Origin of the sequence: Polaromonas sp. CG_9.7, from assembly GCF_015752205.1 — a bacterium.
GTDB lineage: Bacteria > Pseudomonadota > Gammaproteobacteria > Burkholderiales > Burkholderiaceae_C > Polaromonas.
Genome location: NZ_JADOVG010000020.1, coordinates 49,195 through 74,561, shown reverse-complemented (window position 1 = coordinate 74,561; position 25,367 = coordinate 49,195). Strand labels below are relative to the sequence as shown.

General features: G+C 53.1%; 22 protein-coding genes. 4 read left to right on the top strand and 18 right to left on the bottom strand.

Annotation, left to right across the window (positions count from 1 at the left end; all coding sequences use genetic code 11):
- Window positions 1-186, top strand: a 186-nt coding sequence (locus tag IWX87_RS19765; protein ID WP_231374862.1) for a hypothetical protein, incomplete at its 5' end; no start/stop codon positions are given.
- Window positions 187-429: 243 nt separating this feature from the next.
- Window positions 430-2,601 carry a catalase gene (locus tag IWX87_RS16770; protein WP_196864662.1) on the top strand — a complete coding sequence of 724 codons (2,172 nt, stop codon included), beginning with the start codon at window positions 430-432 and terminating at the stop codon, window positions 2,599-2,601.
- A gap of 6 nt (window positions 2,602-2,607) precedes the next feature.
- Here IWX87_RS16770 and IWX87_RS16765 read toward each other — a convergent pair whose 3' ends face one another.
- From IWX87_RS16765 to guaB, 7 genes are all read right to left on the bottom strand, one after another.
- Window positions 2,608-3,525: an adenylate/guanylate cyclase domain-containing protein gene (locus tag IWX87_RS16765; RefSeq protein ID WP_196864661.1), complete on the bottom strand. Its 918-nt coding sequence runs from the start codon at window positions 3,523-3,525 to the stop codon at window positions 2,608-2,610.
- A 31-nt stretch (window positions 3,526-3,556) separates the two neighbouring features.
- Window positions 3,557-4,495 (bottom strand): LD-carboxypeptidase, encoded by a 939-nt coding sequence (locus IWX87_RS16760; protein ID WP_196864660.1) that lies wholly within the window; start codon window positions 4,493-4,495, stop codon window positions 3,557-3,559.
- A gap of 105 nt (window positions 4,496-4,600) precedes the next feature.
- Window positions 4,601-5,836 carry a tRNA adenosine(34) deaminase TadA gene (gene tadA / locus IWX87_RS16755; RefSeq protein ID WP_196864659.1) on the bottom strand — a complete coding sequence of 412 codons (1,236 nt, stop codon included), beginning with the start codon at window positions 5,834-5,836 and terminating at the stop codon, window positions 4,601-4,603.
- 55 nt (window positions 5,837-5,891) lie between these two features.
- Entirely contained in the window at window positions 5,892-6,137 is a 246-nt protein-coding gene (locus tag IWX87_RS16750; protein ID WP_196864658.1) for a hypothetical protein, read from the bottom strand.
- Between the two features lie 25 nt (window positions 6,138-6,162).
- Window positions 6,163-6,786: an FMN-binding negative transcriptional regulator gene (locus IWX87_RS16745; protein WP_196864657.1), complete on the bottom strand. Its 624-nt coding sequence runs from the start codon at window positions 6,784-6,786 to the stop codon at window positions 6,163-6,165.
- A gap of 97 nt (window positions 6,787-6,883) precedes the next feature.
- Entirely contained in the window at window positions 6,884-8,506 is a 1,623-nt protein-coding gene (guaA, locus tag IWX87_RS16740) for a glutamine-hydrolyzing GMP synthase (protein ID WP_196864656.1), read from the bottom strand.
- 80 nt (window positions 8,507-8,586) lie between these two features.
- Window positions 8,587-10,056, bottom strand: coding sequence for an IMP dehydrogenase (guaB, locus tag IWX87_RS16735; protein ID WP_196864655.1), 1,470 nt, complete (start codon window positions 10,054-10,056; stop codon window positions 8,587-8,589).
- A gap of 142 nt (window positions 10,057-10,198) precedes the next feature.
- Between guaB and IWX87_RS16730 the strand changes: the two genes are divergently transcribed.
- Window positions 10,199-10,726, top strand: coding sequence for a DUF4124 domain-containing protein (locus IWX87_RS16730; protein WP_196864654.1), 528 nt, complete (start codon window positions 10,199-10,201; stop codon window positions 10,724-10,726).
- Between the two features lie 21 nt (window positions 10,727-10,747).
- Here IWX87_RS16730 and IWX87_RS16725 read toward each other — a convergent pair whose 3' ends face one another.
- Entirely contained in the window at window positions 10,748-11,110 is a 363-nt protein-coding gene (locus IWX87_RS16725; protein ID WP_231376562.1) for an RnfH family protein, read from the bottom strand.
- Entirely contained in the window at window positions 11,097-11,543 is a 447-nt protein-coding gene (locus IWX87_RS16720; RefSeq protein WP_196864652.1) for a type II toxin-antitoxin system RatA family toxin, read from the bottom strand. The genes IWX87_RS16725 and IWX87_RS16720 overlap by 14 nt, the downstream gene beginning before the upstream one ends.
- A 71-nt stretch (window positions 11,544-11,614) precedes the next feature.
- Here IWX87_RS16720 and smpB point away from each other — a divergent pair, with 71 nt between their 5' ends.
- Entirely contained in the window at window positions 11,615-12,172 is a 558-nt protein-coding gene (gene smpB, locus IWX87_RS16715; RefSeq protein ID WP_231374863.1) for an SsrA-binding protein SmpB, read from the top strand.
- Window positions 12,173-12,357: 185 nt separating this feature from the next.
- On the opposite strand, the gene IWX87_RS16710 is transcribed toward smpB, so the two are convergent.
- The 9 genes from IWX87_RS16710 to IWX87_RS16670 all read right to left on the bottom strand — a co-directional run bounded on the left by IWX87_RS16710 (window position 12,358) and on the right by IWX87_RS16670 (window position 25,367).
- A complete protein-coding gene (locus IWX87_RS16710; protein ID WP_196864651.1) occupies window positions 12,358-13,491 on the bottom strand; it encodes an enoyl-CoA hydratase/isomerase family protein in 1,134 nt (377 codons plus the stop codon).
- A 309-nt stretch (window positions 13,492-13,800) separates the two neighbouring features.
- Window positions 13,801-15,624 (bottom strand): translational GTPase TypA, encoded by a 1,824-nt coding sequence (typA, locus tag IWX87_RS16705; RefSeq protein ID WP_196864650.1) that lies wholly within the window; start codon window positions 15,622-15,624, stop codon window positions 13,801-13,803.
- Window positions 15,625-15,659: 35 nt separating this feature from the next.
- Window positions 15,660-16,700, bottom strand: coding sequence for a tRNA pseudouridine(55) synthase TruB (gene truB / locus IWX87_RS16700; RefSeq protein WP_196864649.1), 1,041 nt, complete (start codon window positions 16,698-16,700; stop codon window positions 15,660-15,662).
- 87 nt (window positions 16,701-16,787) lie between these two features.
- A complete protein-coding gene (gene rbfA, locus IWX87_RS16695; RefSeq protein WP_196864648.1) occupies window positions 16,788-17,153 on the bottom strand; it encodes a 30S ribosome-binding factor RbfA in 366 nt (121 codons plus the stop codon).
- A 78-nt stretch (window positions 17,154-17,231) separates the two neighbouring features.
- The gene (gene infB / locus IWX87_RS16690) at window positions 17,232-20,222 is read right to left on the bottom strand and encodes a translation initiation factor IF-2 (RefSeq protein WP_196864647.1); all 2,991 of its coding nucleotides are present in this window, start codon (window positions 20,220-20,222) and stop codon (window positions 17,232-17,234) included.
- Window positions 20,223-20,250: 28 nt separating this feature from the next.
- Entirely contained in the window at window positions 20,251-21,771 is a 1,521-nt protein-coding gene (gene nusA, locus IWX87_RS16685) for a transcription termination factor NusA (RefSeq protein WP_196864646.1), read from the bottom strand.
- Window positions 21,772-21,793: 22 nt separating this feature from the next.
- A complete protein-coding gene (gene rimP, locus IWX87_RS16680; RefSeq protein WP_196864645.1) occupies window positions 21,794-22,402 on the bottom strand; it encodes a ribosome maturation factor RimP in 609 nt (202 codons plus the stop codon).
- Window positions 22,403-22,605: 203 nt separating this feature from the next.
- Window positions 22,606-24,210 carry an ABC transporter ATP-binding protein gene (locus tag IWX87_RS16675; protein WP_196864644.1) on the bottom strand — a complete coding sequence of 535 codons (1,605 nt, stop codon included), beginning with the start codon at window positions 24,208-24,210 and terminating at the stop codon, window positions 22,606-22,608.
- Window positions 24,207-25,367 carry an ABC transporter permease gene (locus tag IWX87_RS16670; RefSeq protein WP_370583940.1) on the bottom strand — a complete coding sequence of 387 codons (1,161 nt, stop codon included), beginning with the start codon at window positions 25,365-25,367 and terminating at the stop codon, window positions 24,207-24,209. The genes IWX87_RS16675 and IWX87_RS16670 overlap by 4 nt, the downstream gene beginning before the upstream one ends.

Sequence of the window (25,367 nt, the reverse complement as noted above, 5' to 3'; positions counted from 1 at the left end):
TGGGCTCTGGCTGGGTCAGTGAATCGGTATCAAGCTAAAACGTCCCAGGGGTTGGGGGCGTGGACCACCTGGGAGGTATTTCAGCAGCCTGTTAACCGTCTCATCGACTGCGTTCTGTGCGTTGTAGCTGTAAATAATGCAAACCTCATTTCGCTTCATGCCGCAAAAATATTGTATGATTTTTGAAAATATACTAATATTAAAATCACTATTCGCCAAGACAACGTAACAAAAAAGTACCTTACGTTTTGACTCCAGCTGACTGAGGATTAACCTAGTAAAAGTAGCTCTATTTTCTTTCACTAAAAAGAGATATAAACTTATATAAAGTAATTGATAAAAAAAATAGCATGAAATTCTTCTGACAAAGACAGGTCATGTCCGCTTATTATCTAAGCCGTTTTAAAACAGTCATCATCGAGGAATTTTATGCCAATGCTCCCAAAACGTAATGTGTCCAACACGCGCAATACTATCTCTAATAAAAAATTAGAACAACTTGAATTATTTACTATTCCAGTGAATTCTGATTTAACGAGCAATCAGGGTGTTCAGTTATCAGATAATCACAACTCTCTTAAAGCTAGTGATAATGGACCTACACTGGTGGAAGATTTTATTCTCAGAGAGAAAATTATGCATTTTGGCCACGAACGCATTGCTGAACGTGCTGTGAATGCCAGAGGTTGTGGAGCGCATGGATTTTTTAAGCCATATATTTCAATGGTTCAATATACAAGTGCTGCATTTTTGCAAGATCCTGAAATTGAAACACCCGTTTTTGTACGATTTTCCGGTGCGTTGGGTTCTCAAGGATCGGCTGACACAGTCCGGGATGTGCGTGGATTCGCAGTAAAATTTTATACAGAACAGGGAAATTATGACTTAGTTGGTAACAGCATTCCTGTTTTTTATATTCAGGATGCAATTAAATTCCCAGACCTGATACATGCCCTAAAACCAGAACCACACAATGAAATGCCGCAAGCCAGCAGTGCGCACGATACATTTTGGGACTTTGCCTCTTTAGAGCCCGAGGTAACGAATATGCTGATGTGGACTATGTCAGATAGAGGTTTGCCTCGCAGCTTTAGAATGATGGAAGGATTTGGTGTGCATGCTTTCCGTTTCATCAATGCACGACAAGACGCTTTTTTTGTGAAGTTTCACTGGAAACCAAAATTGGGAGTACATGCTCTTGACTGGGATGAAGCTCAAAAAATAGCAGGCAAAGATCCAGATTTTCTTCGCCGGGATCTTTGGGAGTGTATCGATACTGGCAATTTTCCTGAATGGGAGTTAGGTGTACAGATCGTGGATGCTGGACGCGAAGATGAGTTGGGTATTAACATACTCGATGCAACAAAGCTAATTCCTGAATCACAAGTACCCGTGCAAATTATTGGGAAAATGACACTGAATAGAAATGTTGAAAATTTTTTTTCAGAAACTGAACAAGTCGCTTTTCACCCAGGAAATCTTGTCCCGGGTATAGATTTTTCTAATGATCCTCTTTTACAGGGAAGACTTTTTTCTTATACAGACTCTCAGTTGGCACGTCTGGGTGGTGCAAATTTTCATGAAATTCCAATCAATCGCAGTGTTTGTCCAGTTCACAATTATCAGCGCGGAGGCCTCCATCGTCAGACTATCAATAAAGGCAGGGTTGCATATGAACCCAATACATTGGCTAACGATATTGAATTACGTATTGATGGAAATACTGCTGGATTTAAGTCGCAATCCAATCTGATCGGATTATCAAAATCGAGGAACAGACATTTTTCTTTTGATGACCATTTTTCGCAAGCAACCTTATTTTGGAACAGTCAGAGTGTTTTTGAAAAGGAACACATCGTTGCAGCTTTCAAGTTTGAGTTATCTAAAGTAGAGTCGTCTGTTATTAGACAAAGGGTGGTCGACAACCTTGCCCATGTTGATTTGAAATTTGCAGGTCGTGTTGCCTCAGGTCTCGGAATTAATGCGCCTGATCTAAAAGCTGCATCCGGTCGAATTGGTTTTCGACATTGTAGGAATTCTTTAAAGATTCTTGAAGACGCAACCTTAAGTATGGCACCACGTAATATAGTTAATATAAAAACAAGAAAAATTGCCATATTGGTAACAAATGGAGTTGATGCTAGTCCTTTTAGAAGTCTTGTGATGGATCTGATTGAAGCAGGTGGAATCTGCAAGTTTATAAGTATTGAACTCGGGAGTGTATCTACAACTACAGGTAAAAGAATTGCCATAGATCACACTTTTTTTACTATGCCATCTATTATGTTCGATGCAGTGTTAATACCTGGAGGTCAGGAAAGTACAACGGGTCTGTGTAGCTTTGGCGGAGCAATTCATTTTGTTCTTGAAGCATATAAGCACGGAAAGACAATTTGCGCTTTGAATGAAGGCAGTCAATTACTAACAACTTTAGGATTTAGTACAGACAAAACCATTGATTCAATTACTATACCAACACCTGGAGTAATACTGGCCGACACACGTAAGGCCCTTGATGGACAAATATCAGAATTTTTTCAGACCGAAATTGCGTTTCATCGTCATTGGAATAGGATTAATCTAGACGCAGTACCAGCTTAAAAAATATCAAGTTTCACCCTGAAATTTGAATGTGACTGTTGGTACACTAAAATCTTCGAATGATGCACCAAGAGCTATCTCTCCATTAAGCAGAAGCATACAGTCCTGTCGACGTAAAGAAATAGTTGAGTCCCCATTGGAAAATCGTAACCAGGTTCCATAGCTACTTATATCTTTTAAATAGAAATTTCCAGTTCTCCACTCAATCACTGCATGTTTTCGGGATACACGGGGGTCTTGAACAACAAATTGTGCATCATCGTCACGGCCAAGATAAACAGGAAGATCAGCAACATTAAACTTCACATTAATATCAAGCCAAGATAATTCTAAATAAGTCGTTTTTAAATCATTTTTTTTAAAGGTCGACGGCATTAACCTTGCTGGTACGGTAAAAACTTCTGAATGAATTTCATCCTGCCATTCCACGCGGTAAACAATGCAAGTTTCCACACGACCTCTAATTATCATCGGCCCAAGACAGCGTGATCTAAAAGAAGATAAATTAGATATTTGGTTACTAACGCTTTCATTAATAAGTATTTGTTCTGAGCCCGAAAGATCGCTTAGCCGTGATGCAACGTTAACGGCATCGCCATAGCAATCACCATCCTGTTCTACAACATCCCCTCGCGCCATACCAATTTGAAGCCGCATTTTTAATGCAAGTGGCCAATGTCGGATTCGATCGTGATGAATTTTCTGTAGTTCTATTGCAGCAATTAGAGCATTATCACTTTCCTTAAAGAGGATAAGTACGCCGTCTCCGAGATATTTCACTACATGTCCGTTATGCTTTTCACAGACATGTCCAATCCAATGGGTCAAGCTGGTGATTACTTGAACCGCTTTTGTATTGCCAAGTTTTTCGAATATGGCAGTACTTCCAGTTAGATCTGCAAAAACGACGGTGAGTTCTGCCATGGATTAGATTTATTGATTATTTACGCATCGTTCAATGCTGATGGCCCCAGAGCAAAAATGCGTCGCGGCCCTCCACTGCTAGTGTTACGGGCATACCAACAGGCAAAACAATTTTAGTAGCAACATGCCCGAATGGAAGACCGGTAAGTACCAATGCATTTACCTGTTTTTTTAACCACTCGATCACGCTGGCCATTTGATAATTTTTATCATGTGGGACCAATTTATACTGAGTGAACTGGCCAAATATGATGGCCCTTTGTTGTGCCAATATACCGGCTTGGAGCAACTGGGCAAGCATACGCTCAACGCGGTAAGGATGCTCCCCAATATCTTCAATAAACAAGATGCCATTTTCTACCACAGGAAGATATGGTGTTCCGACCAGAGATGTCAGCATCGCCAGATTACCTCCCCAGAGAACAGAATTGTCGATACTGTACGCTGTGCTTACGCTAAATGGATCTTTTTGTTTAATAACTGTCTTTGGCATTCTCCAGCCGCTACCCTCCCCTTGACCTGTCACCATGTCATTAAAGCATGCTTCCATAATGTCATCAGAACCAGCTAAGGCTCCAAAATCCTCTCCCAGTGAAGGACCTGCCCAACTTACAGCTCCAGTCTTGGCAAATAATGCCATTTGGAATGCCGTAAAGTCGCTAAATCCGACAAATTGAGTTCCACGACTTATGGCTGTTGAAACAATTTCGTAATCTATTGCCGGAAGTATGCGTGTGAGTCCATAACCTCCACGGGAAATCATTGCAATATCTGCACCGCTCGCACAAGCCCTGTAAATGGCCGCGATGCGTGTTTCGTCATCTCCTGCAAAGCGTTGATGAATTTCTAATGCAGCTTTGTCAACTTCTACTTCATAACCTAATGATTTCAGGCGTTTTACACCCCGCTTGAAAGCAAGCTTATCGCTTACTGCGCTCGAAGGGGAGAATATATATATTGATTTTTTCACAAGACTAATTTTCCTATTACTTTTGCATATTACTATTTTATTTTTAATTAATTTTGTAGATTACATTCAATTGCAATTGATGCGCATTTAAAAAATAATTAGCGTTCAGCTTAGATTCTGAAAACTCCAGAATCTTTCAGATTCTTGTAATATCTGTAGATGATTTTCACTATTTTGGCTGCGCATCAGGTCTGACAACGAAAGTGACGCTACATGATAATTCTGCAAGATCGAAAATGACTCTTCTTTTTCTTTAGAGGAATAACTTGACTCAGTATTTTTTAATTTATGTGGATAAATTAAATCATGATCAACTTGTCGACAAGTTGCCAGTTTCCACAGGGCAATTCCTTCACACATAAAATGCACTTTTTCGGAGAATTCCCCTGCTAGATTTATTGCTTTTAGACCTCGATAACGTTTCGGTTCAGACATCGGTAATGTCAAACCCATAAGTCCTTGCCGTTCTGGAAACACCAGAACGATATTACTTAAATCAAGTGCTTCTACCAATTCCAATAATATCTGGCGATGTCGTGCAAATGTATGAAAAATAGACTTCTTGGGTTTGTCGCTTTTGCCGCACCCAATCAAATCCGGTACGACCACCCTGTCCCCAGATTGAAGTAGTTGCGGAATTATTTTTCGAAATTCGTAACTCCAGCCTGGAATATTGTGCAAACACAGATAGGTGATGGGTTTCCGTTCGGGATCTTTTACAAACGAAGCCATCTGTTCATCAAGATAGTGAATTCTCAAACCGCCCAGTGCGCACAGATCGCTGCGGTAATTCGAAATCCAGGGATAGTCAGGCAAATCATCGAAAACAGCATCGGGTGTACGCAGTGCATCATCGCGTAAGGGATGGCGTCGTAGTTCCGATGCACGCTTTTCGAACCGGCGTTGACGAAAAAAATCCTGCATCAGGCCTCGACTCGCATCGGCAAGTACGCCGCCTTGGCATTCGGTTTTATGGTTAAGTGATGATTGTGCAAACAGATTAATGACAGAACCAGCTGCCCCGGTTTTTGGCTCGGAGGCTCCAAACACCACACGTTTAAGCCTTGCATTCAGTATGGCGCCACTGCACATGGCGCATGGCTCCAAAGTGACAAACAGTTCACATTCATTAAGCCGATAGTTTCCGAGTATTTTTGCTGCCGCTCTTAATGCGACGATCTCGGCGTGTGCAGTTGGATCGTTGCCACTAATCAAGGAGTTTCGGCCCCTGGCAATCACTTGTTTTAGCCTAACAATGACAGCGCCGACAGGAACCTCCCCTGACGAGGCAGCTATTCTTGCCTGTTCAAGCGCCATTTTCATGAAGTCGGCGTCATTCATGTGCTACTTGAAGTATAGCCAGAAGCTGCACACGGCAAAGTACAGACATCATTGTTTACTCTTCATCTGAGGTTCTGGAAATTTTGAAGGCCGCTTCGAGCGACTGCCTGACATGATCTTTAATCTGCTGAGATTGCAACACAGAATTTTTGACATCAGAAAGTCCAGCTGACTCGGTGATAGTGTTTCGAGTAATCGCAGGGTCTTGTGCTGCCGTTACATCACCCATATATTTTTTTGCCAGGAGTCCAACCACAGCAAGTGCAATCAACAAACTTATCCATACAAGAACAAGACGCATTTCAAACTTTCAGAATTATTGCTGGTTATTTGGCGATGCGTTTCATCCAGCGCCCAAGGTATTGGTCGCAATCTTTGCCGTTCTCATAAATGGCCTGCATGGCTAAAGAGGCTTCGGGTCGGTGCTGGTTAAGTTTTAATTTAAATTGCAAGTCCAATACCTGCAACTCGAACCCTAGAATGACTGTCAGCATTTTCTGCGAATATGCATTCTCTATTCCCTGCCATTGTTTATCATAGGTTGGCTCATGATCATCAATAAGCTTTTTCAGAAAACTATTTTTGGCCGCAGCGTCATCCATCTGCGTCGCTTGCACGGTGCAATGCACGGCCACATAATTCCACGTCGGAACGCATGCCAAGTCAGGGTAAACCGTAGGTGACAAATAAGCGTGAGGACCGAGAAAATTCACAACTGCCTGCAGTCGGTCCCGAAAATATCGACAATGGGAATTTCCTCCGGCAAAATTTCCCAGCAGGGTGAATATCTTTAGACCTGGAAGGTCATCCGTCTTTTCCAGAGGCAGCGGCAAATGGGTGGTGAAAGGAAGACCCGACGCGTCAACACTGAAAAAGTTGGCGAAAGGAGGCTGCCGCATCAAATCCGCAGCCTGTGCACGATCACCTTCGAAATGGGGAGGCAGGTACATGGCCGCAAGCTTAATTCAGAATTACATCCAAACTGTCAACAGATCAGAAGCATTTTTTGAAAGACAGCCAAGCCAGCGCACTCGTCAGCAAAAGAGATTATTCCCACTCGATGGTTGCAGGTGGCTTACTACTGACGTCGTAGGTGACGCGGTTGATGCCACGAACTTCGTTGATGATGCGGCCTGAAACCTTTTTAAGCAGCGCATAAGGCAGTTCAGCCCAATCTGCAGTCATGAAATCATTGGTTTGCACTGCCCGCAATGCCACTACATACTCATACGTCCGGCCATCGCCCATCACACCAACGCTTTTTACTGGCAGAAATACCGCAAATGCCTGGCTAGTCAGGTCGTACCAGGTCTGTCCGGTTTCCGCATCCTTGAAGTTTCGCAACTCTTCGATAAAAATAGCATCCGCTTGGCGCAGCAAATCGGCATATTCTTTTTTCACTTGTCCCAAAATTCTCACGCCCAGCCCAGGTCCTGGGAAGGGATGGCGGTAGACCATGTCGTGCGGCAGCCCCAACGCTACCCCTAACTCGCGCACCTCGTCTTTGAACAATTCGCGCAGGGGTTCGAGCAGCTTCAGGCCCAGCTGTTCGGGCAGACCACCGACGTTATGATGGCTCTTGATCGTGACGGCTTTTTTGCTCTTGGCGCCGCCTGACTCGATCACGTCGGGATAAATGGTTCCTTGGGCTAGCCATTTTGCACCTTTATACGCGCCGTCAAGTCCCGCCTTTAGCCGCGCAGCTTCCGCCTTGAACACCTCGACAAACTCACGTCCGATGATCTTTCGTTTGGCTTCCGGATCGCTTACGCCGGCAAGGTGTCCCAGAAACTGTTCAGCCGCATCGACGCGAATCACTTTGGCATGCAGCTTGCCGACAAACATCTCCATTACCATGTCGCCCTCGTTCAAGCGAAGCAGGCCATGATCGACAAATACACAAGTGAGTTGCTCGCCAATGGCGCGGTGAATTAGGGCTGCAGCCACCGATGAATCAACGCCGCCCGACAAGCCCAGAATGACCTCTTCATCCCCAACCTGCTGGCGGATTTTTTCGACGGCTTCGGCAATGTAGTCGCCCATAACCCAGTCGGGACGGGTAGCGCAAATGTCCAGGACAAATCGGTTGAGAATGGCTGCACCCTGTTTGGTATGCGTGACTTCGGGATGAAACTGAAGGCCGTAGAAATGCCGTTCTTCGTCTGCGATACCAGCAATTGGGCAGCTGTCGGTGCTGGCCATGAGCTTGAAACCAGGCGGCATTTCAGTCACCTTGTCACCATGACTCATCCAGACGGTGAGCATGTCCTGCCCGTCTGATGTCGCGAAGTCTTGAATATCTTTTAGCAGCGCCGTGTGGCCGCGTGCCCGAACATCGGCATGGCCAAATTCACGCTTGTGTCCACCTTCGACCTTGCCGCCCAGCTGGTACGCCATGGCCTGCATGCCATAGCAGATGCCCAGCACCGGAATACCCAGATTAAACACTGACTGCGGCGCCTTATCTGTGGCTTCTTCGTAAATGCTTGCGTGGCTGCCTGACAAGATGATGCCTTTCAGGTTGCCGTCACTTGCATATTCACGAACCCAGTCATCGCTCACATCGCATGGATGGACTTCACAGAAAACATGCGCTTCGCGGACCCGACGCGCGATCAGTTGGGTGACCTGTGAGCCGAAATCAAGAATGAGAATTTTTTGGTGCTGCATGAAAGACGCCTTGGGCGATGGTTCAGTCAAAAAGAAAAAGGGCGCCTGCCGCCAGACGCCCAGAATGCATTGAAAAGGCTTTATTCAGCGCGGTAATTAGGCGCTTCCTTGGTGATCTGAACGTCATGCACATGGCTTTCGCGAATGCCTGCGGAGGTGATCTCGACAAATTCAGACTTGTTCTGCATTTCCTCGATGGTGGCGCAGCCGCAATAGCCCATGCTGGCGCGCAATCCACCAGCCATCTGGTAAATGATGGCGACCATCGAACCTTTATAAGGAACACGGCCTTCAATGCCCTCAGGCACCAGTTTGTCGGCATTGGGATTGCCAGTGCTGGACTCCTGGAAATAGCGATCAGCACTGCCTTGCTGCATGGCGCCGATGCTGCCCATGCCGCGATAGCTTTTATAGCTTCGGCCTTGAAACAAAATAACTTCGCCGGGCGCTTCTTCAGTCCCTGCAAACATGCCGCCCATCATGACCGTGCCGGCGCCAGCAGCAATGGCTTTGGCAATATCGCCGCTGTAGCGAATGCCGCCGTCGGCTATCAGGGGAACGCCCGTGCCACGCAAAGCGGTCGCGACGCTGTCAATGGCCATGATTTGCGGCATGCCAACGCCCGCAACAATGCGAGTGGTGCAGATACTTCCCGGACCGATACCGACCTTGACGGCATCAGCGCCCGCTTCGACCAGCGCCAATGCTGCTGCTCCCGTGGCGATGTTTCCACCAATCACGTCAATGTGCGGATAGTTTTGCTTGACCCAGCGTACCCGGTCAATCACGCCCTTGCTGTGGCCATGCGCGGTATCAACGACGATTGCGTCGACGCCTGCGCGGACCAGGGCCTCGACGCGCTCTTCGGTGCCCTCGCCCACACCGACAGCTGCGCCGACGCGCAGCTTCCCATGCAGGTCGCGCGCAGCATTCGGAAAAGTCGTTTGTTTGGTGATGTCCTTGACCGTGATTAAGCCCTTGAGCTCGAACTCGTCATTGATCAGAAGCACACGTTCCAGCCTGTGCTTGTTCAGCAGCGCCTTGGCGTCCGCAAGCGTGGCCGTATCAGGCATGGTGATCAAGCGATCGCGCGGCGTCATGATGGTGCTGACCGGCACGTCCATGCGCGACTCGAACCGCATGTCGCGTCCGGTCACGATGCCAACTACCTTGCCGCCATCAATTACCGGAAAGCCAGAAATGCCGAGCTGCTCGCTGAGCGCCATAACCTGCCGCACTGTATGCGTTGGAGTGATAACGACCGGGTCGCGCAAAACGCCACTTTCGTAGCGCTTGACGCGTGACACCTCGGCGGCTTGCTGCTGCGGCGTGAGGTTTTTATGAACGATGCCGATGCCACCCTCCTGCGCAATGGCAATTGCCAGCCGCGCTTCGGTAACCGTGTCCATGGCGGCTGAAACCAGCGGCAGGTTCAGGCGGATGTTGCGGGAGAACTGGGTGGAAAGAAGGGCGTCCTTGGGAAGGACCTGGGAGAACGCTGGCACCAACAATACGTCGTCGAAGGTGAGCGCTTTGCCGAGTAGGCGCATAGAGAAAGCTCCAAAAACACGATTGTACCTTTGCCCCACTATTCACTTTACACACAGTGGCCACACACACTTTCAAGCCCTCATGGTTAAGTGTCATCACCAAAATACATTAGATATCGAAACACGGCGATACACTTTCCCCATGAACTTCAAATTTCTGACGCGAACCTTGATTCTGGCTTTAGCCGGCTGTGTATTGACGATTCCAGCCCTTGCCGAGTGGCAATGGCTGGACAAAGACGGTCGAAAGGTATTTAGCGACCAGCCGCCTCCCATTGACACGCCACAAAAAAATATCATAAAAAAGGCAGAATTCAAGGCTGACACTCGCTCTCAGGATGTAGCTGCCGGTATGCCTGCCCTTGCTGCATCAGCGCCTGCTGTGAAAACCAGCATGCCCAAGCTTTCGGGAAAGGATAAAGAGCTCGAAGCCATGAAAAAAAAGGCCGATATGCTGGATGAAACTAAAAAGCAGGCTGAGGTTGAAGAGTTTGCAAAGTCCAGGGCGGACAATTGTGAACGCGCAAAAAAAGCCCAGGCTTCCCTCAATTCAGGCATTCGTATCGCCACGACCAATACAAAAGGAGAGCGCGAATACATGGATGACGCCGCACGGTCAGCGGAAACCAAGCGATTGCAGTCGATTGCAGAAAGCGATTGCGTGAAATAACCTGCAGGCACGCTTACCGATTCAATAGCCGGCTTTTGCGCCAAGCCGCTTTTGGGTGAATAACCCCGCGCTTTTAACGCCCTGACGGTCAAAGCGCTCACGCCTCGCGGTTTTCGGATCAACACGCAAGGGTCGGTAGATTTCTATCCGGTCCTTGTCTGCCAAAGGTTGGTTGAGCCGGATTTTTCGCCCCCAGATGCCTGTTGTCGGCTTGTTGGCAAGTTCCGGATATTCTTTAAAGATGCTGCAAGCCAAAAGTGCTTGAATTACGGTTGTGCCAAGCTCTAACTCAAGCACCCACTCCCTGACTTGCCGCGGTGCGGGTGAGTAAACCAGTGTTATGTTCATCCGCAAGGCCTTTTTAGATGCCTCAAGCGTCGCCATAGACCTGAGACGCTCGCTTCACAAATGCATCTACCAGACTGCCAGCGATCTTGTCAAACACCGGCCCGACCAGCGCCGCCAGCGTTCCGTTATCGAAGTCATAGCTCATGGCAAACTCAACCTTGCATGCACGCTGGCTGCCATCGCCTAAAGGTAAAAAGTTCCACTCACCTTCCAATTTGGAAAATGGACCTTTGACCAGCTTGAGAATGACCTTCTGGTCAAGCGTATGTGTATTGTGTGTGGTGAAACTTTGCCGGATGCCAGCAATGGATATGCCCACCTTGGCTACCATGCCCTGAGCAGTCTCCTCTTCCACCGAGGCACGGTCGCACCAAGGCAAAAACTGCGGATAGCTGGCAACATCGGTGACCAGCGCAAACATTTCAGCGGGGCTGTACCAGATAAGAACGGACTTGTGAACGGTTTTCATACAATCTAAGGCTGGGGGCAATTGTATGAGCCACAAGTGCTGCTTCGCCCCTCTGCTCCAATATCTTAGTCATGGCCACCAAAGAAGCAAATTCCTCCAAAAAACCAGCTGTCTCCTCTTCGGGCAAACCGGTGGGCAAATCGGCAGCAAATCTTTCACCCAAGGCCGCTGCCGCTGCAGTGCGCATTGCCGACAACAAGAAGGCTACCTTCAACTACCACATTGAAGAGCGGTTCGAAGCCGGCATGGTGCTGGAAGGCTGGGAAGTCAAGTCGGTGCGCGAGGGCAAAGTCCAGCTCACCGACGGCTATGTGGTGATCCGGGGCGGCGAGTTGTTCATCATTGGCTGCCAGATCAACCCGCTGGGCACTGCATCGACCCATATCCGGCCCGACTCTGTACGTACCAAGAAGCTTCTGATGCACAAGGAAGAAATTCGCCGTTTGATTGGCAAGATCGAACAAAAGGGTTTCACGCTGGTGCCGCTCAACATGCACTGGAAGGCCGGCAGGGTGAAGTGCGAGATTGGCCTGGCCAAAGGCAAGGCCGAGCATGACAAGCGCGACACTATCAAGGACCGCGAAGGCAAGCGCGAAGTTGACCGGGCCATGAAGTCAAGGAACCGATAAACATATCGTGTGCGAATTCGAAAAAATTTGAGATTTGTCCGATTAGATCGACAACGAATAATCGTTCGTTGTTCTTCTTTACTTAGTGGTTTGATGAAATTATTTTGTTAATAACTTTTTATGTAGATAACATTCGTCGTGAAGATTGGCAAGTGACAGCTGAGATGCCCTGCCAATCGATTCTTCTACAGGTTTCCTAAAGGATGCGTTTGCGCACTCCAAGGACTGACGAAAAAGGCATCAGCCATGCCTGGCTTCACGTCCTCGATGCGCGCCGGCTTCCATTTCGGCATGTAGTCCTTGTCCACCGCCAGTGCGCGGATACCCTCGACAGTTTCGCTTTCTACCCCGGGGCGCAGGTAAAAGCACTGATGCACCATGTCGCGCTCCATGCGCAAGTCATCGGCCAGCGTCATGCTGCGGGCACGGCGAATCTGCTCGAGCGTGACATGCAACATCAACGGCGAGCGCTTGCGCAGTACCCCGGCGATCCGGGCAGCCCAGCGGTCGTCCTTGGCTTTTTCAAGCGCATCGACAATATGCTTGATGCGCAGCAACGAGAAAAATTGATCAATATGACCCGTTACGCAGACTGGACGGCTACTTTCAGATATAAATTTTGATGTAATCCATTGATCAGCTTGCGCCACTGACGCCCACAGCGTGGTGCCCAGTTCGACCCACAGCGTCGGCAAGGCAGCCGCATCAAGTTTCACATCTGCCAGTCCATAGTCGATGGCTTCCTCGGCCCCTATGACTTCGCCGGTCAGTGCCAGGTATTCGCCCACGTGGCCCGGACAACGGCTCAGGAAATAGCCGCCGCCCACGTCCGGGAACAGGCCGATATTGGTCTCAGGCATGGCCATTTTGGTGCGCTCGGTAACGATACGTACCCGCGCACCTTGGCTGATACCCATGCCGCCGCCCATCACCACACCGTCCATGAAGGCGATATAGGGCTTGGAATAGGTCTGGATCAGATGGTTGAGTTGATATTCCTCGGTAAAAAACTCATCCAGCGCGGCTTCGCCAGCCAGCGCTGCCTGATGAAAAAACCGGATGTCACCGCCAGCACAAAACCCGCCAAACAGGCTTTCCGGTGTTCCGGGACGGCCCGTTTTGTTGGTGCCTCGAATCGCGACCAGATGCACGTCAGGATCGTCTTGCCAGGCACGCAAGATATTGAACAGGTCACGAACCATGGACAGCGACAGGGCATTGAGCGCCTTGGGCCGGTTCAATGTGATCAGCCCGGCATTGCCTTGACGTTCGGCCAGCACATCGCCGGCTGCATCGATTTTGTTAGTTTCTGTTGTCATGCTTTCTGTTTCCATTTAATCTATTTATTCACCACCAGTGCGCAAATGACCAGCGAATCGCCTGTCAGCGCACTGGAACGCGGCACCGTGTCAACGCAAACACCACCCATAAGACATCACCGGCCTTGATTCATCGGGCGGTTGCATCAGCGCAATCGTAATCAAGATCACCACACCGCCACACGCCAAGAGATTGGCTTTATCAAGTGTGTCAGTGAGAACAGTAAAAAGGCCACTGCATGCAGTGGCCTTGAACAGCTTTTACAGGCGCTTAAGCCAGTTTTATTCAACGGCCAAAGCCGTTTTTACTTAACGGCCGGAGCGCTTGCGCTCGCTTTCGGTCAGGTAGCGTTTGCGAAGGCGAATCGACTTGGGTGTGATTTCGACCAATTCGTCGTCCTCGATGAACTCAACGCCATATTCCAGGGTGCATTCGATTGGCGGCGTGATCTTGATCGCGTCTTCCTTGCCCGACACGCGGAAGTTGGTCAACTGCTTGGTGCGCGTGGCGTTGACCACCAGGTCGTTGTCGCGGCTGTGGATGCCGACGATCATGCCTTCGTACACCGGATCGTTCGCCTTGACGAACATGCGACCGCGATCGTCGAGTTTACCCAGGGCGTAAGTGAAAATTTCACCGGCATCCATGGAAATCAGCACGCCGTTCTTGCGCCCGCCGATGTCGCCCTTGTGCGGCTCGTAGCAGTCGAAAATGTTGGCGATCAGGCCAGAGCCTCGCGTCAAATTCAGGAATTCGTTGGTGAAACCGATCAGGCCACGCGCTGGAATGCGGTATTCCAGGCGCACTCGGCCACGGCCGTCCGGGTCCATATTGACCAGTTCGCCTTTGCGCTCGCCCAGTGCCTGCATCACGCCGCCCTGGTGCTGCTCTTCGATGTCGGCGGTCACCAGTTCGATCGGCTCGTGCTTTTCACCGTTCACGTCTTTCATCACGACACGCGGCTTGGAAACCGCCATCTCAAAACCTTCACGGCGCATGTTTTCCAGCAGGATGGTGAGGTGCAACTCGCCCCGACCCATGACTTCAAAAATGCCTTCCTCGTCGGTTTCCTTCACGCGAAGGGCGACATTGTGCTGCAGTTCCTTTTGCAGGCGGTCCCAAATCTGGCGGCTGGTGACGTACTTGCCTTCGCGGCCGGCCAGCGGGCTGGTGTTGACGCAAAAGTTCATGGTCAGCGTCGGCTCATCAACTTTGAGCATGGGCAACGGCATAGGATTGACCGGGTCGGTGATAGTCACACCAATGCCGATGTCGGTCAGGCCGTTGATCAGCACGATTTCGCCGGGGCCGGCTTCAGTCGCCTGCACACGCTCCAGACCCTGGAATGTCAGCACCTGGTTGACGCGTCCCTTGACGGGCTTGCCGTCCGGACCTTCCATCACGACCACGTCCATCATCGGGCGAATCGTGCCCTGGCTGATGCGGCCCACACCGATGCGGCCGACGAAAGTTGAAAAGTCAAGCGCGGATATCTGCAGCTGCAGTGGTGCGTCAGGGTCACCTTTCTGGGCAGGCACGTGCTTGAGCACGGTGTTGAACAGGGCCGACATGTCGGGGCCCCACTGTTCGCCCTGCTCGCCTTCTTCCAGCGACGACCAGCCGTTGATGCCCGAGGCATAGACCACGGGGAAATCAAGCTGTTCGTCGGTGGCGCCAAGCTTGTCGAACAAGTCGAACGTGGCGTTGATGACCTTGTCTGGATTGGCGCCGGGCTTGTCCACCTTGTTGACCACCACGATGGGCTTGAGGCCCAGGGCCAGCGCCTTCTTGGTGACGAAGCGCGTCTGGGGCATCGGGCCCTCCTGGGCATCGATCAGCAGCACTACACCATCAACCATGGACAGCGCGCGCTCGACTTCGCCGCCAAAGTCGGCGTGGCCCGGGGTATCGACGATGTTGATGTGCGTGCCTTCCCAGGTCACGGCGCAGTTCTTGGCCAGGATGGTGATGCCACGCTCTTTTTCAATGGCGTTGTTGTCCATCACGGTATCGACGACCTTTTCATGGTCGGCAAAGGTGCCGGACTGGCGCAGCAACTGGTCGACCATGGTGGTCTTGCCATGGTCGACGTGGGCGATGATGGCGATATTTCGGATTTGTTTGTGACTCATGGTGGACTTTCTGGGAACTTGAAACGGTAATTAAATTAATGTTGAAAAAAGCCGGCTTCCGTGGGTTCGGAGGCTAGGGCCACGGAAACTGGCGTTAAAACTTCATAAGTGCGACCGGATGATTGCAGGATGTCCTGAACTTCAACCGGACTCAGCAAACGCTGGGGAATCAGCTCATCGGCACAAATATGGGCAGAACCCAGAAATGCAGCCGGCTCGTTGCCATACACCTGCACGAGTGGTGCATCGGCACCCCACTGACCCCGGCGACGCAGGCCGCTCAGGAAACGTCCGGCATTGTCGGCGTCCAGTGTGACAAAAGGGTAATCCGCTACCAGCGACTGCGGGGGCAACAAACAGGCATCACGTTCGGCTTCGTTCATCGCTTCGAGCGCAGCCAGTGTCACGCATTGCGCAGCCACAAAACCGCCGGTCTCGATCCGGCGCAGCGAACCCAGGTGGGCACCGCAACCAATGGCCTCGCCAATGTCTTCACCGAGCGTGCGAATATACGTTCCCTTGCTGCAGCTCACTATTATTTTAATAGCTGCTTGTGCCCGTGGGTCATGCGCAAGCGCCATATTTAGCTTGAAAATCGTGATGTGACGGGCTTCCCGCTCGACCTCGATGCCTTTGCGGGCATATTCATACAACGCCTTGCCATCTTTCTTCAGCGCCGAATACATCGGCGGCACCTGCGCCAGTGGCCCCGTAAAACGCCTGGTGATTGTTTCCAGCAGTTCGGGCGTGATCACAGGAACAGGACGGGTTTCAATCACTTCGCCTTCGGCATCCGCCGTGCTGGTTTTCTGGCCCAGCAGCAGCACGGCTTCATAGGTTTTATCAGCCTCAAGCTGCATCTGGCTGAACTTGGTGGCCGCGCCAAAACACAGCGGCAGCACGCCAGTGGCCAGCGGGTCAAGCGTTCCGGTGTGGCCGGCTTTTTCCGCACGCAGCAGCCACTTGGCCTTTTGCAGCGCCTGGTTGCTCGACAGGCCCAGCGGCTTGTCGAGCAGCAACACGCCGTGTACGGGACGTCGCTGGATTTTCTGGCGGGTAGAAGTTGTTTGCGTCATAAGCTTTGACAGGCTCGGCGTACGGTCTGGCCCGAACGCTCGGTGGCACCGTTGCCCCCGAACCTGTCAAAGGGGAACGGCGCAGAGTTAGTCCTGGGCGCGGGAGGAAACCGCCTTGGCAATCAAGGCGTTCAGGTCGGCCGCACGTTCAGTCGTCTGGTCGTAATGGAAATGCAGCGTCGGCACGGTGTGGGTCATCAAGCGCTTGAACAAGCCGTTGCGCAGGAAACCTGCCGCTTGGTTGAGTGCGATTTCGCACTCCTTCGGGTCGCCGACCAGCACACTGAAATAAATCTTGGCATGGGCATAGTCGGGCGTGACCTCGACTGACTGGACCGTCACCATGCCGACGCGCGGGTCCTTCAACTCGCGCGCGATCAGTTCCGTCAAATCACGCTGGATCTGGTCGGCTACGCGAAAGCTGCGGTTGGGGGTAGATGATTTTTTACGCATGTATTGGGAATCTGAAGTTGCAGTCCTTGTTTCGAGCAGGCCATTCGCCAGCCTTTGGGCTGGCGAATGGTCATGTGCTTACAAGGTCCGGGCCACTTCCTTGATTTCGAAGAACTCCAGGATGTCGCCGACTTCGATGTCGTTGTAGTTCTTCAGGTTCAAGCCGCACTCGAAGCCTTCCTTGACTTCCTTGGCATCGTCCTTGAAGCGCTTGAGCGAGTCGAGTTCACCGGTGAAGATGACCACGTTCTGGCGCAGCAAGCGCAACCTGGCGGTGCGGCGAACCACACCAGCGGTGACCATACAGCCGGCAATCGAGCCGATCTTGCTGACCTTGAAGATGTTGCGAATCTCGGCATTACCGATGATTTCTTCCTTCTTGTCAGGTGTCAGCATGCCGGACATGGCAGCCTTGAGCTCGTCCACCGCGTCATAAATGATCTGGTAGTAGCGAATGTCAACGCCGTTGTTCTCGGCCTGCTTGCGCGCCTGGGCATCGGCCCGGGTATTGAACCCGATCAGAACCGCTTTCGAAGCAATCGCCAGGTTGACGTCGGATTCGGAAATACCACCAACACCCGAGTACACCAGCTGCACCTTGACCTCGTCAGTCGACAGCTTGAGCAGCGACTGCGCCAGCGCTTCCTGCGAACCCTGCACATCAGCCTTGATGATGATGGGCAGCAACTTGACTTCGCCAGCGTTGATGTCGGAGAACATGTTCTCCAGCTTGGACGCCTGCTGTTTGGCCAGCTTGGTGTTGCGGAACTTGCCAGCACGGTAGGTGGCGATTTCGCGCACACGGCGTTCGTCGGTCATGACCATGAAGTCGTCGCCGGCTTGCGGCACTTCCGTCAGGCCCTGGATTTCGACGGGAATCGAAGGACCAGCGGTCTTGATCGGCTTGCCGTTTTCGTCGAGCATGGCGCGCACGCGGCCATAGGTCGAGCCCGCCAGCACCACGTCGCCCGCCTTCAGGGTTCCGGACTGGACCAGCACGGTGGCAACCGGACCACGGCCCTTGTCGAGACGCGCTTCGATCACCAGGCCCTTGGCCAGGGAGTCCACCGATGCCTTGAGCTCAAGCACTTCAGCCTGCAGCAGCACCTGTTCGAGCAGTTCATCGATACCTGCACCGGTATGCGCCGAGACTGGCACAAACGGTGAGTCGCCGCCAAACTCTTCGGGGACGACGCCTTCGGTGACCAGCTCACCCTTGACGCGTTCCATGTTGATGCCAGGCTTGTCAATCTTGTTGATTGCCACAACGATCGGAACACCAGCGGCACGGGCGTGCTTGATGGCTTCCTTGGTCTGCGGCATCACACCGTCGTCCGCTGCAACCACCAAAATCACGATGTCGGTAGCCTGCGCGCCACGGGCACGCATGGCGGTGAACGCCTCGTGGCCCGGGGTATCCAGGAAGGACACCATACCGCGCGGTGTTTGGACATGATAGGCACCGATATGTTGGGTAATGCCGCCGGCTTCACCGGAGGCCACCTTGGCGCGCCGGATGTAGTCGAGCAGCGAGGTCTTGCCATGGTCAACGTGACCCATGACGGTGACCACCGGTGCGCGCGGAAGTGCCTCGGACTGCTGGCCCTGCACGTCGTCGTCGGTGAAGGCTTCCGGATCGTCCAGCGCTGCCGTAAGAGCCTTGTGGCCCATTTCTTCCACCACGATCATGGCGGTGTCCTGGTCCAGCGGCTGGTTGATGGTGACCATCTGGCCCAGCTTCATCAAATGCTTGATGACCTCGGACGACTTCACGCTCATCTTGTGCGCCAGTTCACCCACGGTGATGGTTTCGGGCACATGGACCTCGATCACCTTGAATTCGGTCGGAGCGACAAAATTCGATTCCGGACGCACCTCGCGTCCACCACTGCGGCGGCCGCGCGCACCAGGACGGAAATTGCCGCGACCCGGTACCACCGGAGCGCCACGGCTCGGAATACCTTTTTTCTTGGCCGCGTCGTCTTTCCAAGTCGAAGACAAATTTTCTGACTTGACTTCCTTCTTGCCGGCGGCGCCTGGCGCAGCTGGTGCACCCGCCGCACCCGTAGCAGCAGGCTTGGCAGCACCCGGGGCAACCACCGGCTTGTGCAGCGTTCCCTTCATCGCGACCTTGGGGTCGACATGGGGAACCAGCACACGTTTGGGCGCAGACAGCATGGCGCGAATGCCAGCAGCTTCTGCTTCGGCCTTGCGGCGGCGTTCCTGCAGATCCACGGCCTTGGCCGCATCCGCCTGGAATTCGGCAGTGGCCTTGGCTTTGGCAGCCGCCTGGAGGGTTGCGGCTTCAGCAGCCTTGGCGCTTGCAGCCTCGGCAGCCTTGCTGATTTTTTCTGCTGCGGCAGTGTCCACGGTCTTTGGTGCTTCCTCGGTAACAGTTGGAGCAACCGGAGCAACGGGCGCCGGCTTGAATATTTTGCCAATGGTCGGCTTGGGCTTTTTTGCCGCTTCGGCAGCAGCAGCGGCTTGGGCCGCCGCTTGCGCCTGAGCCTGCTGGGCTTGCGCCTCGGCTTGAGCTTTCTGTGCAGCGGCTTCGCGTTCCTGTTCGCGAGCTGCGTCTTGCGCGGCCTGCTCATCGCGGACACGGCGCTTTTCCGTCAGTTCTTCTTCCTGAAGGCGCCATAGCTCGGCATTACGGTTAGCCTCGTCTTCACGGCGAACCAGCTCGGCATCTTCGGCAGCCTGAATCTGCGGAGCATTTGCAGACATGCTTGATTGGGCGTTTTCAACTGGCAGGTCGGCTTCGTCTTCACGTCTGATGAAGGTGCGCTTCTTGATGGTTTGAACGGGGATGGTGCGGGCCTTGCCCGTGGAATCGGCTTGTTTGATTTCCGAAGTCGACTTCTTCATCAAGGTGATCTTTTTTCGATCGGCCGCGACAGTGCCATGGCTGGCATGCAAGTAGCCGAGCAGCTTTTGCTTGTCGGATTCCGACAAGGGATCGCTGGCCTGCGATTTTGCAACGCCTGCGCTGGTCAATTGCTCGATCAGGGTAGCGGGAGATTTATTCAATTCAGCTGCGAATTCAGCGACGGTAGTGGTACTGGACATATTTGGTTTTCCTGACTGGCCTCCATGATCATTGCTCTTGGGCTGCTGCGGGCGCAGCAGCGTCGCCAGCGTCATCGGTAAACCAATGGGCGCGTGCAGTCATGATCAGGGCTTTGGCCTCGTCCGCAGACTGGCCGGTTATATCGGTAAGCTCATCCACGGCCAGATCGGCCAGGTCGTCACGGGTGGCAACACCCGCTTCGGTTAATTTGGCAATCAGCTCGGGCGTCAAGCCTTCGACGTCCCGCAGATTTTGCGAAACACCGCCGGCATTTTCTTCCTGGGCGATTTCCATCGTCAACAGTGCATCTTTGGCGCGCGTGCGCAACTCATTGACGGTGTCTTCGTCGAAAGACTCAATCTCGAGCATTTCTTGTAGTGGCACATAAGCCACCTCTTCCAGACTGGTAAAACCTTCGGCAATCAGGATATCGGCGATTTCTTCGTCGACATCTAGCTTGGCCATGAACAGCTTGCGACTGCTGTCGGTTTCACTGGCTTGCTTCTGGGCCGACTCGTTGGCATCCATGATGTTGATCTTCCAGCCGGTCAACTCGGACGCCAGGCGAACGTTCTGGCCCCCACGGCCGATGGCGATTGCAAGATTTTCTTCATCCACCACCACATCCATGGCATGACGCTCTTCATCGACCACGATCGACGACACGTTGGCAGGCGCCAGCGCACCAATCACAAACTGGGCAGGGTCTTCGCTCCACAGCACGATGTCAACGCGCTCGCCAGCCAGTTCATTGGTCACGCCATTGACACGGGTTCCGCGAACGCCGACGCAGGTTCCAATGGGATCGACGCGCTTGTCATGCGACAGCACGGCAATCTTGGCGCGTGAACCCGGGTCACGGGCGCAGGTCTTGATTTCGAGCAAACCCTGCTCAATTTCAGGCACTTCCTGGCGGAACAGCTCGATCATGTATTCGGGCGAGGTTCGCGACAGGATGATGGGCGCGCCACGCAGCGTGGTGTCGACTTCCATGATCATGGCGCGCACACGGTCACCGGTGCGCAGGTTTTCCTTCGGAATCATGTCGCTGCGGCGCAGACGGCCCTCAACCCGGCCGGACTCGACGATCAGGTCGCCCTTGTCCATGCGTTTGACAGTGCCGACAAATATCTTGTCGCCGCGTGACATGAAGTCATTGAGCAGCATTTCACGCTCGGCATCGCGGATTTTCTGCAAAATAACCTGCTTGGCCGCTTGCGCACCAATACGGCCAATCGGCAGGCTTTCCACCGGCTTCTCAATGTAGTCACCCTCTTCGATGTCGGCGATTTCGTCGCGCGCATCAGTCACCAACTCTTCGGCTTCGGGGTTTTGCAGGCCAGCCTCGTCGGCAACGACCAGCCAGCGACGGAAGGTTTCGTACGTCCCGCTGTCGCGATCCACCACGACACGGATATCCACGCCATCGGCATAAACTTTCTTGGTCGCCGAAGCGAGCGCAAGCTCGACAGCACCGAACACCACGTCGCGCTCAACGTTTTTTTCACGCGAGATGGCATCAACCAGCATCAACAGTTCGCGATTCATTTCACAAGCCTGCCTTTCTAAATTATATTTTTATGGATGTATCGTCAACAGGTTTGGGTCTGCGGCCCTTGAAATCAACCACGGGCGCCAAACGCGCCTGCTGGATTTCATCCAGCGTGAACCCCAGCGCCTGAAGGGGTGCAGGAATTCGTTTCTTGCTGACCTTCTGCCCAGGCTTCACGGCAGGCTCATCGCTCCAGACGATTTGCCATGACGGTTGGGCGCCAACAGGCTCAGCCTGTTCGAGCGTTCCGCGGAATTTCTTGCGGGTGGCCGAAACGGTCGAACCCGCACTTGCAGCCACGCCAATCGGTGCTTTGAGGGTAATGTCGATCAACTCCCCCACAAAACGGTCAAAATCTTTTTCATTGCGCAGCGGCCGGTCGATGCCGGGGGAACTGACTTCAAGGCGCGAATACTCTGCGCCTTCGACTTCAAGCACGAATTGCAATTGGCGGGTCACCTTCTCGCAGTCTTCGGCGTTGATGAACTGCACGGCCTCGGCCGGCGTTCCGGCAAGGTAAGGCATGTCAATCGTGACACGCAGCAAGCCGCCGCTGGTTCGCTCGATCTCTACCAGTTCGTAGCCCAGCCCCGTTACCGTTTGCTCAATCGTCTCTTGCAAAGCCATTCAGTCTTTCGTTCCTTTTAGCGATTTGCCAGCTGCTCGTCTGCCCTGTGCAAAAACAAACGCCCAAAAAAAATGGGCGGTAAAAACCCGCCCATTTGGTCGTGTGAAGTGCGTATTCTAGCGCAAAGGACGCTGTGATGCAACCAACTTTGTACCTTCTCCCCCTTCAAAACTCAGAAAATTTTCGCTCCCCGGGCCAAGTGTCAACCCTGTGCCACCAGAATTTTTGTGTAAGGATGCTGCGGCCGGTCCAGCACCGACTGCACAGTACCCGATTCAACGATTTCCCCGTCTTTCATGACCATGACATCGTGGGCCATGGCGCGAATCACGTCGATGTCGTGTGTAATTAAAAGGTAGCTCAGGCCGCGCTCCCGCTGCAGCCGCTGAAGCAACCCCAGCACCTGTTTTTGAATCGTCACATCCAGCGCGCTGGTAGGTTCATCCAGCACCAGCAGGCCGGGATTGATGATCAGCACTCTGGCAATGGCCAGCCGCTGGCGCTGCCCTCCCGAGAATTCATGCGGATAGCGCCGCAGCAGCCCCGAAAACTGCGCTTCGTCCATGCCCACATCGGCCAGCGATTGTTCAACACGCTTTCGTCTTTCGACCTGGCTCAGCAAAGGCTCGTGCACCAGCAAGCCTTCTTCGACGATCGCCTCAACCGTCATGCGCGGCGACAGCGAGGAAAACGGGTCCTGAAATACCACCTGCACCACCTTGCGAATGGCTTTATTGCCGGCAGCCTGCCGGCTCCACGACTGCCCCGCCGCCTGCAACTGGCCAGAAAACTTTAGCAACCCCAGACAGGCCAGCGCCAGCGTGGACTTGCCAGAACCCGACTCGCCCACAATACCGAGCGTTTTTCCTGGTGCAATGACAAAGCTTGCCTCCTTGACGGCGACAAACTCGCCGCTCTTGAACCAGCCCCGGATACCGGGAACCGCCACCGGATAGGCAACGCGCAACTGGCTGGCCCGCATGATCGGCGGGAGCTGCTCGGCTTTCGGACGGCCTTCATTGACATCGCGCACGGGTTTGCTGTCGATCAGCTTGCGGGTGTAGGCATGTTGCGGTCGGGCAAACACATCGAGAACCTTGCCCTGCTCGACGATGTGGCCGTTTTCCATGACCGCCACCCGGTCGGCAAACCGTCGCACCAGATTCAGGTCGTGGGTGATCAGCAGCACGGCCATGCCGTTTTTCCGCTGTAAATCACCGAGCAGGTCCAGAATCTGGCCGCGCAGGGTGACATCCAGCGCGGTCGTCGGCTCATCAGCCAAAAGAAGTTTGGGACGGCAAGCCAATGCCATGGCGATCATGGCGCGTTGGCGCTGACCGCCGGACAACTGATGCGGAAAAGACCTGGCCCGCCGCTCAGGCTCTGGAATACCGGTGCTTGCTAACAGTTCAATAGCAGCCTGTGCAGATGCAGCTTGCGTAACACCCTCTTTTAACTGCAAAACCTCGGCAATTTGCTCACCCACGGTGAACAGCGGGTTCAACGCGGTCATCGGTTCCTGAAAAATCATGGCGATGTCCCTGCCACGAATCCCCAGCAGCGCCCGCTCTGGCATGGACAGCAAATCACCCTGGCCGCCGGGCGCTTCAAAGACCGCTTTTCCGCTGATCGCCGCATCCTGAACCAGCCGCAGCAGGCTGAGCGCTGTTACCGTCTTGCCCGAACCCGACTCGCCAACCAGCGCCAGTTTTTCTCCGGACGCGATGGAAAAGTCGATGCCGCGCACCACCTCTTTGCCACCAAATGACACGCGAAGCCCCTTGACGTCCAGCAGCGGCAGGCTCATTGGTCCACCTTTCTGGGGTCCAGGGCATCGCGCAACGCGTCGCCCATGAATGTCAGCAGCAGCAAGGTGATGACCAGTACGGCAAAGGTCGACAGCGAAATCCACCAGGCGTCAATGTTGGCCTTGCCCTGGCTCAGCAGTTCGCCCAGCGACGGCGTTCCGGGAGGCACGCCCAGCCCCAAAAAATCCAGCGAGGTCAGCGCCAAAATGGCCGCACTCATGCGAAACGGCAGAAACGTCACCACGGGCGTCAGGCTGTTTGGCAATATGTGTCGCCTCATAATCTGTAGATTACTTACGCCCAGCGCTTTGGCCGCCCGCACATAGTCCATCTGGCGATTGCGCAGAAACTCGGCGCGCACATAGTCTGACAGCCCCATCCAGCCAAACAGGCTGAGCAGTAGCAGCAGCAACCCCACGCTGGGCGCGAAGATGGCGCTAAAAATAATCAGCAGGTAAAGCTCGGGCATGGAGCCCCAGATTTCCATAAAGCGCTGGCCGACCAAGTCGGTCTTGCCTCCGGCATAGCCTTGAATCGCGCCTGCCATCACGCCCATCACCACACCAATAAACGTCAACGCCAAGCCGAACAGCACGCTGAGCCGAAAGCCGTAGATCAATTGCGCCAGGAGGTCTCGCCCCCGGTCGTCGGTGCCGAACAGGTTGTCGCGCGACGGTGCCGAAGGATTCGGCTCCTTGGCGAAGTAATTGATGGTGCGCGGCCCATAGGGATTGGGTGGGTAGATCGCCCAGTTGCCGCTCTGTGTCAACTTGTCACGGATGAAAGGGTCAAGATAATCGGCTGGCGTCTCAAAATCGCCCTTGAAGGTTTTTTCGGAATAGTCCTTGACGATCGGAAAATACAGCGTTCCCTCATAGCGCACCACCAGCGGCTTGTCGTTGGACAGGACTTCGGCAAACAGGCTGAGCACCACCAGCATGCAAAACAGCAGCAGGCTCCAGTAGCCCAGTCGGTTGCGCCGAAAGCGTTGCCAGGCGCGGCGCGATGGCGATATTGCCCCCACGCTCCCCACTGCGTGTGCTTCGCTGCCCCCCGAGGGGGCTGCTGCGCCTGAGGCCCGGCTGTGCCGGTTCCGCGGTCCCTGCTGGGTTAAAGCGGGATCCACCGCAGTATTGGAATGGGAAGTACTGGCCAT

Coding starts and splice junctions, on each gene's coding strand:
- IWX87_RS16770 (WP_196864662.1), top strand. CDS start 430: ATGCCAATGCTCCCAAAACGTAATGTGTCCAACACGCGCAATACTATC.
- IWX87_RS16765 (WP_196864661.1), bottom strand. CDS start 3,525: ATGGCAGAACTCACCGTCGTTTTTGCAGATCTAACTGGAAGTACTGCC.
- tadA (WP_196864659.1), bottom strand. CDS start 5,836: ATGAATGACGCCGACTTCATGAAAATGGCGCTTGAACAGGCAAGAATA.
- IWX87_RS16750 (WP_196864658.1), bottom strand. CDS start 6,137: ATGCGTCTTGTTCTTGTATGGATAAGTTTGTTGATTGCACTTGCTGTG.
- IWX87_RS16745 (WP_196864657.1), bottom strand. CDS start 6,786: ATGTACCTGCCTCCCCATTTCGAAGGTGATCGTGCACAGGCTGCGGAT.
- guaA (WP_196864656.1), bottom strand. CDS start 8,506: ATGCAGCACCAAAAAATTCTCATTCTTGATTTCGGCTCACAGGTCACC.
- guaB (WP_196864655.1), bottom strand. CDS start 10,056: ATGCGCCTACTCGGCAAAGCGCTCACCTTCGACGACGTATTGTTGGTG.
- IWX87_RS16730 (WP_196864654.1), top strand. CDS start 10,199: ATGAACTTCAAATTTCTGACGCGAACCTTGATTCTGGCTTTAGCCGGC.
- IWX87_RS16725 (WP_231376562.1), bottom strand. CDS start 11,110: ATGGCGACGCTTGAGGCATCTAAAAAGGCCTTGCGGATGAACATAACA.
- IWX87_RS16720 (WP_196864652.1), bottom strand. CDS start 11,543: ATGAAAACCGTTCACAAGTCCGTTCTTATCTGGTACAGCCCCGCTGAA.
- smpB (WP_231374863.1), top strand. CDS start 11,615: ATGGCCACCAAAGAAGCAAATTCCTCCAAAAAACCAGCTGTCTCCTCT.
- IWX87_RS16710 (WP_196864651.1), bottom strand. CDS start 13,491: ATGACAACAGAAACTAACAAAATCGATGCAGCCGGCGATGTGCTGGCC.
- typA (WP_196864650.1), bottom strand. CDS start 15,624: ATGAGTCACAAACAAATCCGAAATATCGCCATCATCGCCCACGTCGAC.
- truB (WP_196864649.1), bottom strand. CDS start 16,700: ATGACGCAAACAACTTCTACCCGCCAGAAAATCCAGCGACGTCCCGTA.
- rbfA (WP_196864648.1), bottom strand. CDS start 17,153: ATGCGTAAAAAATCATCTACCCCCAACCGCAGCTTTCGCGTAGCCGAC.
- infB (WP_196864647.1), bottom strand. CDS start 20,222: ATGTCCAGTACCACTACCGTCGCTGAATTCGCAGCTGAATTGAATAAA.
- nusA (WP_196864646.1), bottom strand. CDS start 21,771: ATGAATCGCGAACTGTTGATGCTGGTTGATGCCATCTCGCGTGAAAAA.
- rimP (WP_196864645.1), bottom strand. CDS start 22,402: ATGGCTTTGCAAGAGACGATTGAGCAAACGGTAACGGGGCTGGGCTAC.
- IWX87_RS16675 (WP_196864644.1), bottom strand. CDS start 24,210: ATGAGCCTGCCGCTGCTGGACGTCAAGGGGCTTCGCGTGTCATTTGGT.
- IWX87_RS16670 (WP_370583940.1), bottom strand. CDS start 25,367: ATGGCCAGTACTTCCCATTCCAATACTGCGGTGGATCCCGCTTTAACC.